The organism is Paraburkholderia sp. (genome assembly GCF_024281035.1).
Classification (GTDB): domain Bacteria; phylum Pseudomonadota; class Gammaproteobacteria; order Burkholderiales; family Burkholderiaceae; genus Paraburkholderia.
The window spans coordinates 38,724-51,604 of the sequence record NZ_JAMXLH010000049.1 but is presented as its reverse complement, the minus strand read 5'-3'; the positions used below and the strand labels follow the sequence as shown (position 1 = coordinate 51,604).

Here is a 12,881-nt window from a genome sequence, read left to right as displayed (position 1 = left end):
CGATGAACCTGTCCCGCCCGTTCATCGCCCGCCCCGTCGCGACGACGCTGCTCGCGCTCGGCATCGCGCTCGCCGGCATCTTCGCGTTCACGAAGCTGCCGGTCGCGCCGTTGCCGCAGGTGGACTTCCCGACCATCTCCGTGCAGGCCGCGCTGCCTGGCGCGAGTCCCGAGACCGTGGCGACGAGCGTGGCGAGCCCGCTCGAGCGCCACCTCGGCAGCATCGCCGACGTCAGCGAAATGACCTCACAGAGTTCGGTCGGCACCACCCGCATCACGTTGCAGTTCGGCCTGAACCGCGACATCGACGGCGCCGCGCGCGACGTGCAGGCCGCCATCAACGCGGCGCGCGCGGACCTGCCCACGAGCCTGCGGCAGAACCCGACCTACCACAAGGTCAATCCCGCCGACGCGCCGATCCTGATCCTCGCGCTCACCTCGCCCACGCTCTCCGCGGGCCAGCTCTACGATTCGGCGGCGACAGTGCTGCAGCAGTCGCTCTCGCAGGTCGACGGCGTGGGCGAAGTCGACGTGAGCGGCTCGGCGAATCCGGCCGTGCGCGTCGAGCTGGAGCCGCACGCGCTGTTTCACTACGGCATCGGCCTCGAAGACGTGCGCGCGGCGCTCGCCTCGGCCAACGCGAACAGCCCGAAGGGCGACATCGAATTCGGCCCGCAGCGCTTCCAGCTTTATACGAACGATCAGGCGAGCAAGGCGGACCAGTACAAGGATCTCGTGATCGCCTATCGCAACGGCGCGGGCGTCAAGCTCGCGGACGTGGGCGAAGTGGTCGACTCCGTGGAAGACCTGCGCAACATCGGCCTCGCCAACGGCAAGCGCTCCGTGCTCGTGATCCTGTACCGCCAGCCCGGCGCGAACATCATCCAGACGGTGGACCGCGTGATCGCGCTGCTGCCGCGGCTGAAGGCGTCGCTGCCCGCCGATGTCGACGTGACGCCCACCTCGGACCGTTCGGTGACGATCCGCGCCTCGCTCAAGGACACGGAGCGCACGCTGATCATCGCGGTGGTGCTCGTCGTCATGGTCGTGTTCCTGTTCCTGCGCAACTGGCGCGCGACGCTCATTCCGAGCGTGGCCGTGCCGATCTCGATCATCGGCACCTTCGCGGCGATGTACCTCATGGGGTTCTCGCTCGACAACCTCTCGCTGATGGCGCTCACCATCGCGACCGGCTTCGTGGTCGACGACGCGATCGTTGTCCTCGAAAACATCTCGCGCCACATCGAGAACGGCGTGCCGCGCATGCAGGCCGCCCTGCTCGGCGCACGCGAAGTGGGCTTCACGGTGCTGTCGATCAGCGTTTCGCTCGTCGCCGTGTTCCTGCCGATTCTGCTCATGGGCGGTATCGTCGGGCGGCTCTTCCGGGAATTCGCGCTCACGCTGTCGCTCGCCATCGCCGTCTCGCTCGCGGTCTCGCTCACGCTCACGCCGATGATGTGCTCGCGCCTGCTCGAGCAGCCGCACGAAAGGCAGGCCGAAGGGCGCTTCGCGCAGTGGCTCGACCGCGGCTTCACGCGCATGCAGCGCGGGTACGAGCGCACGCTCGGCTGGGCGCTCGCGCATCCGTTCGTGATCCTGCTCACGCTGATCGCGACCATCGCGCTGAACGTCGCGCTCTACGTGATCGTGCCGAAGGGCTTTTTCCCGCAACAGGACACGGGGCGTCTGATTGGCGGCATCCAGGCCGATCAGTCCACGTCGTTCCAGGCGATGAAGGTGAAGTTCGCGGAAATGATGCGCATCGTGCAGGCCAATCCGGCCGTCGATGCGGTGGCGGGTTTTTCCGGCGGACGCGCCACCAACTCCGGCTTCATGTTCGTTTCGCTCAAGCCGAAGAGCGAGCGCAAGCTTTCCGCCGACCAGGTGATCGCACAACTACGCGTCCCGCTCTCGCACGTGGCCGGCGCGCGCACGTTCTTGCAGGCGGTGCAGGACATCCGCGTGGGCGGCCGGGCCTCGAACGCGCAATACCAGTTCACGCTGCTCTCCGACAATACGGCGGACCTCTACAAGTGGGGGCCGAAGCTCACCGAGGCGCTGCAGGCGCGCCCCGAACTCGCCGACGTCAATTCGGACCAGCAGCAAGGCGGCCTCGAATCGCAGGTGAACATCGACCGCGCGAGCGCCGCGCGCCTGAAGATTACGCCCTCGCAGATCGACAACACGCTCTACGACGCGTTCGGCCAGCGCCAGGTCTCGACGATCTACAACCCGCTCAACCAGTACCACGTCGTGATGGAAGTCGCGCCGAAGTACTGGCAGAGCCCGGACATGCTCAACGACATCTGGATCAGCACGGCGGGCGGCTCGGCGAGCGGCGCGCAGAGCACCAACGCGACGGCGGGCACGGTGAGCGGTCCGGTCACGAGCGCGCGCAGCGGCGGCACGGCGGCCACGACAGGAACAAGCGCAGCGGCGAGCGCGGCCAGCATCGCCGCCGATTCCGCGCGCAATCTCGCGATCAATTCGATCGCGGCGAGCGGCAAGTCGAGCGCGTCGTCGGGCTCGGCCGTCTCGACCGCGAAGGAAACGATGGTCCCGCTTTCGGCGATTGCCTCGTTCGGGCCCGGCACGACGCCGCTCTCCGTGAATCACCAGAGCCAGTTCGTCGCCTCGACGATCTCGTTCAACCTGCCGCCCGGCAAATCGCTCTCGGACGCAACCAAGGTCGTCTACGACACGATGGCCCAGATCGGTGTGCCGCCAACCATCCACGGCAGCTTCCAGGGCACCGCGCAGGCGTTCCAGCAGTCGCTCAATAACCAGCCGCTGCTGATCCTTGCCGCGCTCGCCGCCGTGTATATCGTGCTCGGCATCCTCTACGAGAGTTACATCCATCCGCTCACGATCCTCTCGACGCTGCCCTCGGCGGGCGTGGGCGCCCTGCTCGCGCTGCTGCTCTTCAATACCGAGTTCAGCATCATCGCGCTGATCGGCGTGATTCTGCTGATCGGCATCGTCAAGAAGAACGCGATCATGATGGTCGACTTCGCCATCGAGGCGTCGCGCCAGGGCCTCAACTCGCGCGACGCGATCTATCAGGCCTGCTCGCTGCGCTTTCGCCCGATCATGATGACGACCTGCGCCGCGCTGCTCGGCGCGCTGCCGCTCGCGTTCGGGCGCGGCGAAGGCGCGGAGCTGCGCGCACCGCTCGGCATCTCGATCGTCGGCGGGCTGATCGTGAGCCAGATGCTCACGCTCTATACGACGCCGGTCGTCTATCTGTATATGGACCGGCTGCGTGTCTGGTGGGATCAGAAGCGCGGACGGCCCGCGCCCGCAGTGGCGAAATAAGCTTCTGTGTCCATCTGCTTCATGTGACAAGGGCGGCCCGCGGGCCGCCCTTCTTCATTCAGAGACCTCAGAGACGCTGAGCCATGGCGAGCGTAAAGATGCGCGCCCAACGTTTTGCCTCGCGCTCGCCCGGCATCGGCACCTGCCATTCGGGCCGCGCCTGATCGGCGACCCGCAGCACGACCGACCACCGGTTCGCGTCCTGCTGGGCGTGCGCATCGCGCAGGTCCGCGAAGATGTACGCGCCACGCGCGCCGTCGAGCGCGAGCTCGCACAGCCGCTTGCCGGCTGCGAGCCGCACCGCGCCCCACTCGCCCGAGACGCCGTGGGTCCAGTCGCCATCGCGCAGATTCGGCGCCACGGCTCGGCGGCGTTGCCAGATCCGCGCGATGAACGCGGCCAGCGCGACAGCCGCAAGCAGCGCCGCCGCGACCGCCACGGCGAGACCGAACTCCGCGGCGAGCGCATGAAACGACCACACCGCACCGTAGACGAGTGCGGCGAACACCAGCAGAAGAACCAGAAGCGGCATGCGGGAAATCCGGACGGCGAAGCTAAAACGAAAACGGCGCGCGAATCATCGCGCGCCGCGAACGAACCAGGAAGCCAGAAAGCGGCGTGTATTTGCCGCCAGACTTACTGCTGCGAATGTTGCGCGCTCCACTCCTTCAAGGCGCGCAGGGTGTTCGCCACGTGCTGGTCGGGCGCGAGGCTCGTGTATTCATAGATGATCTTGCCGTCCGGCGCGATCACATACGACACGCGGTTGGCCATGGCTGCGTGCATCGGCATCGAGGCGTCGTACGACTTGATGATCTTCGAGTCTTCGTCGGCGGCCACCGGGAACTTGCTGCGGCACTCGCTCACCGAGAACTTCGTCAGCGTCCCGATGTCGTCGTGCGACACGCCAATCACCGTCGCGCCGTACTTCTTGTATTCGTCGACGGCTTCTGCGAATTCGTGTGCTTCGATCGTGCAACCCTTTGTAAAGGCCGCCGGATAGAAGTACAGCACCACCGGTCCTTTTTTCAATTCCGACGCGAGCGAATACGTGTAAGTCTTACCGCCTAGCGAAGCCTGGGCCGTGAAGTCCGGCGCCGGGTCGCCAGGCTTCAGCGTGGCCTCGGCGCTGAGCGCATACAACCCGGCCCCTGCGCTCATGAGCACTGCTGCACCTATCGCGATGAATCTGGATTTCATGTCGGTCATCCTTTCCATGTGTCGTCAACTTCGCGCATGGCGCATGCCCGCGCAGCCGACGATGACGTCATTGGATCACACAATGATCGAACTCGCAGAAGGGCGCCACGCCGTCGCGCCGCGCACCGGCGTCGCCCGCATCGATGAAAATGTCGGCGACCCAATGCCGCACCCGGGTGACACCCGAGTCTCGCCCGAGCACCGCCTGCGCCCGCACGCCGCAGCCGTGCTCATCGCGCATTGCACGCCACGTCGGCCCGCCGCGCGGCGCGCAGCCTGACGCAGCGCCGCCCGGCGCGAATCCGCATGAGCGTGCGCCGCACGCCACGCCCGAACGGCACGTCAGTGTTTTTCCAGCCATGCGCTAAAGATTTTCATTTCGTGGTCGATAACTCGTTCTGATATGCGGTTTCAGCCAGATGTAAAATGCGCCGCCAGGTTCCTGGGGCGCCCGGCGAGCGACGCACGCGACAGACAGGCTGCATGGAATAAGGGTTGTCAGCGACAGACATGGAAGCAAACAGGATTACGGCATCCCGTCCGGGCCGGATGCGCACGGTCGTCGATCGGCTTCGCGCACTGGCCCGTCGCTCTGCCAGCGACCCGCTTGCACCCGTAGCCACCATCGCCCCGCCGCCCGTGCACGAGCCGGCGAACCCGCAGGCGCCCGCGTATCCGGATGCCGCCTCGCGCGCGTTCGAGGACACCGCAAGCGCGGTCGATTTCCTCGTTCACCTGGACCGCAACCTCCGCTTCCTCTACGTCTCCGATTCGAGCCTGCGCTTCGCCGGGTATCACCGCGAATATCTGCTCGGCGCCACCCTGCACGACATCGTCGCACCGGAGCACCAGTTGCGCCTCGACGCGCTGTTCGACCGCGCGACCATGACGGGCGCCATCGAAAAAGACACGGTGCATCTCGTGAAGGCGCTCACCTATCCGCTCGCGGTCGAGTTGCGCGTACAACGAGCGTCGTACGCGGACAAGGACGGTTTCGCGGTTGCGGGTTTCGACGTGTCGACCTGGCAACGGGCCGAGCAGCGCCTCACGCATGCGCTGCACCACGATCTGCTGACCGGCCTGCCGAACCAGACGGCGCTCGGGCCGATACTCGAGCGCCTGCAAACCGAAGCCGACCTGCATGGCGCGCCGGTGGCGCTGCTCTTGCTCGACATCGACGATTATCAGCGCGTGAACCGCGCGCTCGGCTACGAAGCGGGCGACGAACTGCTGCGCGAAACGGCCCGGCGGCTCGGCCACCTCGCGCTACAGGGCGAGTTGATCGCGCGCACGGGCAGCGACGAATTCGCGATCGTGATCGCGCCGCAGCCGCATACGGACCCGAGCGACGCGCGCGCCGATGCCGAAACGCTCGCACGGCGGCTGCTCACCTCGATCCTGCAGCCGTACACGTTCCGCACCCAGCCGGTGCACTTGTCGGCCAGCATCGGCATTGCGTTCCATCCGGCCCTGCGCACGGTCGGCGACGACGCCGCGCAAACCGACAACACGCCGTTGATCCGGCGCGCGGACCAGGCGCTGCAGCAGGCCAAAGCCGCGGGCGGCAACACGCTGATGCTGCACGTTCCCGACAACGATCCCACCGACGCCCAGCGCCTGAAGCTCGAATCCGATCTCTATGACGGCGTGCGCAACGGCGAGTTCTCGCTGCACTTCCAGCCCATCACGAGCAGCATGACCCTCGGCGTCGTGGGCGTGGAGGCGCTGATCCGCTGGCAGCATCCGTTGCACGGGCTCGTGCCGCCTTCGAAATTTATTCCCCTTGCCGAATCGGTCGGTCTGATTAATTATCTCGGCAACTGGGTGCTCAAGGCGGCCTGCATGCAATTGAAGCAATGGGACACGCAGGGCATTTCATTGCAGTACGTGGCGGTCAACGTGTCGCCGCAGCAGTTCCGCAACCCGAGATTCAAGGAAAGCGTGCAAGAGGCAATCGAGCTGTCCGGGATCGAGCCGGACCGGCTCGTGTTCGAGATCACCGAAAGCCTGCTCATGCACGATCCCCTGCGCGCCAAGGCGCTGCTCGAAGAAATCACGGCGCTCGGCATCCGGTTCGCCGTCGACGATTTCGGCACCGGGTATTCGAGTCTTGCGTATCTGCAGCGCTTCCCGTTGTCGAAACTGAAAATCGATCGCAGCTTCGTCGAGAACCTGCTCACCTCGCGCAACGATCAGGCGATCGTCAACGCCGTGGTGGGCCTCGCGCGCACGCTCAATCTCGAACTCGTCGCCGAGGGCGTCGAAACCGAGGCGCAGCGCGATCTGCTCATGAAGATGGGCTGCGATCACATTCAGGGATGGCTTGTGTGCAAGGCGCTCCCCTCCGAGGAACTGGCGAAGCGCTTCGAAATGCGTACGCTCCATGTCCACGAGGTGCATTGATGGCAGTACACAACAAGACTGGGCTTTAGCGGAATTGACATGGTTCAGATGGTAAAGGCAGTCCTGCTCGACCGACTGTGGACGCGCATGAATGAGCGTGGTGACTTCCCCATGCTTTCGCAGTCGCTACGCACCACAGTCGCCGCAATGTCCAACGACGACTTCGACTTCAATGCGCTCGTGGGCGTCGTGCTGTCCGACTTCGCACTGACGCAAAAGGTGCTGCGCCTCGCGAATTCAGCCATGTACATGGCGTTCGGCGGCAACATCACGACGATCACGCGCGCACTGATGGTGCTCGGCATGGACGCGGTCGGGCACCTCGTGGTGGGCCTGAAAATCGTCGACCACTTCCATCACAGCGCGCCGCGCCGCATCGACGCGAAGCTCGAACTGAACCGCACCATGCTCTCGGGCTGCGTGGCGCGCAAGCTCACGGAAAACGGCGACATGCGCGCCGGCGAAGAAGCCGTGGTCTGCACGCTGATGCGCCAGGTCGGAAAGCTGCTCGTCGTGTTCTACCTCGAAGCCGAGTGGGACCAGATTCGCCGCCAGTGCGACGAAGGCGCAGCCGAGGACGACGCGTGCCTCGCGGTGCTCGGCGTCACGTTCGACGAACTCGGCCGCGAGGCCGCGACGCGCTGGCGCCTGCCCGAAATGATCCGCGAAGGCATGGGCGACTACGATCCCCAGGAAAACGAATCGCGCCAGGTGCAGTGGCTGCGCGCGATCACGAACTATTCGAGCGAGGTTGCGCGCGTGCTCACCACCGCGAAACTCACCGAAGAAGAGCGCGAATCGCACATTAACGACCTCGCGCAGGTTTACGGCCGCGCCCTGTCCACCGATGCCGACTTGCTCGCGCAGATGAGCCTCGCACTCGCGAAGGAAGAGGCCAACGGCGGCGTCATGCACGAAATCAACGAATTGCATGCGAACGCCGATGCCATCGCGCGCGAATCGCTCAACGTCGAAGCGCGCATTGCGGCAGGCGTGGTCGACTTGCGCGCGTTGCCGCCCGACAGCCCGTTCAGCACGGCGCTCACGCTCGCGAACGAGACGGTGCTGGCCGGACTCGGTTTTGCGCGCACGGTCGTGTTCGTGCGCCAGGGTGCAGACGTATTTGCGGCGCAACGCGGCTTCGGCCCCGGCATCGAGAGCATGCTGCCGAAACTGCGCTTCAACGCCGCGTTCCAGCCCGACGTGTTCCATCTGGCGATCGCGAATTCGGTCGGTATCTTCATCGAAAACGCGCATGCGCCGAAGATGATCTCGCGGCTGCCCGGCTGGTATCGCTCGACGTTCGACGATGCTCGCGCATTCGTCCTGCTGCCGGTCGGCGCGCCGGACGAACGGCCGGTGGCCCTCCTCTACGGCGACTGGCTCGACACGCAGGAACCTCGGCGGATTTCACAGACGGAAATGAACGCGCTCAATGAACTCGCGTACGAGCTCGCACGCTTTCTCGCACGCAGTTCGGCCGACACGGCCTGAGCCGTTCAATCGTTACGAGGCGGGCGCGAACACGCGTCCGCCTGCCGAAAAAAAAGCGGCGCCATGCGCCGCCTTTCCTGTTGCCGCTGCTGCCGTGTCCACGGCCTTCCAGCCTCAATCCTCGATGCGTTCGAGTCCCTGGGATTCGGCGTCGCGGTCGGCCATGCCTGCCCACTCCGCTGCCGTGAGTGCGATTGCCGCCGCCTCGCCGGGCGTGAACGGCGCGAGCGGTGCGCACACTTCATCGAGACGCGCCCAGTCGCCGCGCTCGAGCGCCTCCATCACGTTCAGCAACTGACCGAGCGAGCCCTCCCGGTTCACGATGGCCGAGCGAATCGGACGCGCAATCGAAAGCAGATCGATGGTTTCGCCGATCGGACCGCCGAACACGGCATCGACGCACGAGAACACACCCGCGAGAAAAGCCGCTTCCTGCTCGGCAATCCGCGCTTTCGGCAAGCGCATCGCCGCGATTTCCAGGAACCGCGCACGCGTGGCCGCGAGTTGCAGCAGCGGATCGTCTTCGAGCGACACCTTGCGGCCATCGGCATAGAGCAGCAACTGCGTCCAGCGTTGGAGGCGGTCCGTGCCCGTCGCGTTGATTGCCTCCCGCAGCGTGGTCACCTTATGTCCGATGCCGAAGCTCGTTGAGTTCGCGAGCCGCATGATGTGCATCACGAGGACCGGATTGAGCTTCAACTCGGTTTCGAGTTGCGCGACGGTCGGATCGGACCCGAGCAGTTGCAGCAGATTCAGGAGCGCGTGGCGCGGCGCGCTCACGCGGCGTGCGCCTGCGTGCGATTGCGCAAAGAAATAGCCCTGGAAGCGGTCGAAGCCGAGCGCGTGCGCCCGATCGAAGTCCTCCTGGCTTTCCACGCCCATCGCGACGAGCAGCTTGCCCGCCGCCTTCATCACGCCCGCCAGCTTCGGCAGCATGTCCGGCGCGATCCCGTGCAGATCGATCTTGACCGCCTCGACGTACGGCAGCAGCTTCGCGAACGAGTCGTCCGGCTCCGTGACGTGATCGAGCAGAAAACGGAAGCGGCGCCCGTGCAGCTGCACGAGGCGCGCGATGAGCGCCGGATCGCATTCGAGATCGCACGGCAGCTCGAACATCACGCGATCGGGACGCAAAAGCAGCAGCCCATCGTCGAAAAGAATTTCGCGCGTGACGTCCAGCCAGCCGCGATGCCCGGTCAACGCCGCGCGCACGGGCTGCGCCGCAAACGCCTTGGCCAGCGCCGCGCCCGGACGGCCCGGTTTGTCCTGGTTTTCGCGCAGGTCAATCACGCGCGGCACCATTTCGAAGGCGCACAAAATGCCGTCGCGATCCAGCACGGGTTGACGGCCGAAATAGACTTCGTACTGCGGTGCCGGCGGCTTTTCTCCCGCAGCGCCTGGCATGGGCGGCCGATCTGCGTCGTTGTAGCTCATGGGGTCCCCTGCGTCACGCCGCACATTTGCCGGCGCATGGTTCTCAAATTCGTTTGCACCGCGCCCACGCTTCATGCGCGCCGGCGGACACTCATCGTGTGGATTCTATCCTGGCGCATTGTACGGGCATAGGCGGATTAAGGCAGGAGGATGTCAGTTCTGGACAACTATCAGGCAAGTGCGTTTGCGCAAATTGTGGCGTAAAAGCCAGGCCGATTTGTGGGCCGCTGCACACGCGATAGTGAGAAATCCGACCCGTTTGATTCGACATCCGAATCAAGCACTCAGAAAATCGGCAGACAGCCTGCCGAGGAACCGCACAACACCGGGGCGTGAGCCGCACAGAGCAGGAATCGCACCCCGGTCGGTTCCGGACCGAAAGGAAGGCGTGGTGAGTGGGGTCCAGGAAAACGCAAGGGCGCGCAGGCTCGGGATCGCCGCGCGGATAGCGCGGATAGCGCGGATCGAACCGTCGCCCATGGACCGATGCGGCGCAACGGCAGTAAGGCCGCATGCGTGCCGCGCTGCGCAAAACACCCGAAAACCCCCGCGCGCAACGCACAAAAGCGGTGCGCGACGATGTCACGGCATGCTGAATGTGCATCGGCACGGCGCGCCGCGACAGCGCGCCGCAGTTGCGTCAGGCGAGTGCGGCCAGCGTCGCGTCGCTCGTTTCGACAACGAGCAGGCCCGCGCGCAATCCGGGCTTCACGGTGGGATTGGGAAACACGATGCGCTCTTCGTCGTGTCCGACGACGTAGCGATAGTCGCCGTCATTCGCGAGCACGGTGCCGCGTGCGAACGGCGTGAAATTCGGCACGTCGGCGGCGACGTGCAATTCGAACGCATCGCTGCGCTTCGTGATCTGGCCGATTACCGTGAAGACGCGCGGCATGGGCGCGCGCGCGTCGGGCGCGACACCCGCGACGAGACGGCGGACCGCGGCGTCCGCAGCCGCGAAGCGCGCGAGGTCGTTCTGGCCGAACGGCTGGACCTTGCCGAGTTCGAGCGTGCACGACGTGGCGCCGCACCGGTCGGCCGTCAACGATGAATACGTCGGGCCCTGTTCGGTGTGGATCAGCACGCAGGGGATGCGCGCGTCGGCCAGCCATGCGAACAACGCGCGCGACGGCCGCTCGCCCGTGTGCGGCACGAGCGCGAACTGCTCGAACGCCGAGGCGCGGATGGCCGTGTGCAAGTCGAGATGCCAACGCGCGTGCGGCTCCTTCGACGCTGCCGCGAAAAAGCGCTGCGCGTGCGCCTCGAGCGCGGCGGCTCGCTGCCCTTCCCGGCTGCCGCCCGCGTTCGCATGGCGGCCGCCGAACAGGCGGTTCAGATCGTCGTCGAGATAACGCCGCGCCGCGCGCATCGAGTCCACGTTGCCGAGCACGACGAGCAGGCGGCAAGCGAGCGCCGCGCGTCCCGCCGCGAGATCGGCGACATGTTGCGACAGCAGTTCGATCGGCGCCGTTTCGTCGCCGTGGATGCCCGCCGAGAGCAGCACGCTGCGCGTCCCGGCATCCACATGCGCGGGCTCGATCAGCAGCACGCCGTCATCGATCCATTGCCAGCGTAAGACGCTAATGCACGTACCCTCGCACGTGCCCTCGCACCTGCCGTGTGCGGCGTCCACGCTGGCAGGCTGCGAGCCCGCCAGCGTGTAGCCGAGAAAATCCGCGAGTAACGTTTCAGCGCTGGAAGTCATAGAGCGAGCCGAGACCGAGAATTTGCGTGAGTTCGTCGAGCGCCGTGCGCGACTCGACAAGCAGCATCGGGTCGGTCAGATCCTGCGGCGCAAGACGGTCGCGATAGTGCTTTTCGACCCACGCGTCGAGGCGTGTGAAAAGCGCGTCGTTGATCCATACGCCGGGCAGCACGGCTGCACGCTCGGCATCGTTGAGCACGACGCGCAGACGCAGGCACGCGGGCCCGCCGCCGTTTTTCATGCTCTCGCGCAGATCGAACACCAGCACTTCATCAATCGGTCCGCGCTTCGCAGCCAGCTCGTCGAGGTAAGCCGCCACGCGCGGATTTTCGCGGCATTCGCCCGGCACGACCAGAATCTGCGAGCCATCCGCGCGGCTCAGCAACTGGCTGTTGAACAGATACGAAGTCACCGCATCCGCCACGCTCACCTGCGCGTCGGGCACCTCGATCACGTCCAGCTGCGCGCCGTGCTTTGCCAGCTTCGCGTGCAGTTCGTCATACACGCTTTTCTGCTCGACGAACGCGCGCTCGTGGCAGAACAGCGTGCTGCGATTGCCCACCGCGATCACATCGTTATGGAACACGCCCGCGTCGATCACGTCCGGACTCTGCCGCGCGAACACCATCGCGTTCTCGGCGAGGCCGTGACGCTGCGCCACCGCGCGGCTCGCCTCGAATGTCTGTCGCGCGGGGAAGCGCTTCGGCTCCGGCCCACGACGATACTCGCTACGTCCGTAGACGAAGAATTCCACGCCGCGCTCGCCGTACTGCGCACAAAAACGCGTGTGATTCGCCGCGCCCTCGTCGCCGAGCGCAGGCGTGCCCGGCAGCGCATCGTGCACCGCGAAATGCGCGGGATCCGCGAAGATCGCGCCCAGCGTGCGGTGGGTCGCCTCGTGCTCGATCGCGCGATGCAGCTTGCTGCACAGGTTCGCGGGCGTGAAGTGGACACGGTGATCGGGCGTGTCGGCCGACGGACTCACGGTTGCCGCGTTCGCGGTCCACATCGCCGATGCCGAACTCGCTGCGGCGAGCAATTCGGGCGCCTCTTTCGCGGCCTTCGCGATGGCGTCGGCATCCTTGCCGCCAAAGCCAAGCTCGCGCAGGAGCCGCATCGACGGGCGCTCCTGCGGCGGCAGCACGCCCTGGGCGAAGCCGAGGTCGGCGAGCCGCTTCATCTTCAGCAGTCCCTGGCGCGCCGCCGCTTTCGGATTCGCGACGGAGCGCTCGTTGTTCTGCGACGCCACGTTGCCGAACGAAAGACCGGCGTAGTTATGCGTCGGGCCGACGAGTCCGTCGAAGTTCGCTTCAAGGGTTTGCATCGTCGAT

At 65.8% G+C, this 12,881-nt stretch carries 9 protein-coding genes; 3 read left to right on the top strand and 6 right to left on the bottom strand.

Features of this window, described 5'->3' with window-relative positions; all coding sequences use genetic code 11:
- Positions 1 to 2: 2 nt before the first annotated feature.
- Positions 3 to 3,314 carry an efflux RND transporter permease subunit gene (locus Q0L30_RS15890; protein ID WP_296658150.1) on the top strand — a complete coding sequence of 1,104 codons (3,312 nt, stop codon included), beginning with the start codon at positions 3 to 5 and terminating at the stop codon, positions 3,312 to 3,314.
- A 67-nt stretch (positions 3,315 to 3,381) separates the two neighbouring features.
- Here Q0L30_RS15890 and Q0L30_RS15885 read toward each other — a convergent pair whose 3' ends face one another.
- From Q0L30_RS15885 to Q0L30_RS15875, 3 genes are all read right to left on the bottom strand, one after another.
- Complete coding sequence (locus tag Q0L30_RS15885; RefSeq protein ID WP_296658147.1) at positions 3,382 to 3,846, bottom strand: hypothetical protein; 465 nt, start codon at positions 3,844 to 3,846, stop codon at positions 3,382 to 3,384.
- A gap of 104 nt (positions 3,847 to 3,950) precedes the next feature.
- On the bottom strand, positions 3,951 to 4,514 hold the full coding sequence (locus Q0L30_RS15880) for a peroxiredoxin (protein WP_296658145.1): 564 nt from the start codon (positions 4,512 to 4,514) through the stop codon (positions 3,951 to 3,953).
- A 67-nt stretch (positions 4,515 to 4,581) separates the two neighbouring features.
- Positions 4,582 to 4,755, bottom strand: a complete 174-nt coding sequence (locus Q0L30_RS15875) for a hypothetical protein (RefSeq protein ID WP_296658142.1) — start codon at positions 4,753 to 4,755, stop codon at positions 4,582 to 4,584.
- Between the two features lie 269 nt (positions 4,756 to 5,024).
- Between Q0L30_RS15875 and Q0L30_RS15870 the strand changes: the two genes are divergently transcribed.
- Together Q0L30_RS15870 and Q0L30_RS15865 are read left to right on the top strand one after the other, a co-directional pair.
- On the top strand, positions 5,025 to 6,917 hold the full coding sequence (locus tag Q0L30_RS15870; protein ID WP_296658140.1) for a bifunctional diguanylate cyclase/phosphodiesterase: 1,893 nt from the start codon (positions 5,025 to 5,027) through the stop codon (positions 6,915 to 6,917).
- A 48-nt stretch (positions 6,918 to 6,965) separates the two neighbouring features.
- Entirely contained in the window at positions 6,966 to 8,411 is a 1,446-nt protein-coding gene (locus Q0L30_RS15865; protein WP_296658336.1) for an HDOD domain-containing protein, read from the top strand.
- A gap of 114 nt (positions 8,412 to 8,525) precedes the next feature.
- Here Q0L30_RS15865 and Q0L30_RS15860 read toward each other — a convergent pair whose 3' ends face one another.
- The 3 genes from Q0L30_RS15860 to astB form a co-directional block, all read right to left on the bottom strand.
- Positions 8,526 to 9,815: an EAL domain-containing protein gene (locus tag Q0L30_RS15860; protein ID WP_296658334.1), complete on the bottom strand. Its 1,290-nt coding sequence runs from the start codon at positions 9,813 to 9,815 to the stop codon at positions 8,526 to 8,528.
- Positions 9,816 to 10,485: 670 nt separating this feature from the next.
- Positions 10,486 to 11,550 carry a succinylglutamate desuccinylase gene (gene astE, locus Q0L30_RS15855; RefSeq protein ID WP_296658136.1) on the bottom strand — a complete coding sequence of 355 codons (1,065 nt, stop codon included), beginning with the start codon at positions 11,548 to 11,550 and terminating at the stop codon, positions 10,486 to 10,488.
- Positions 11,534 to 12,874, bottom strand: coding sequence for an N-succinylarginine dihydrolase (gene astB, locus Q0L30_RS15850; protein ID WP_296658133.1), 1,341 nt, complete (start codon positions 12,872 to 12,874; stop codon positions 11,534 to 11,536). Before astB ends, astE begins: the two co-directional genes overlap by 17 nt.
- Between the last annotated feature and the right edge of the window lie 7 nt (positions 12,875 to 12,881).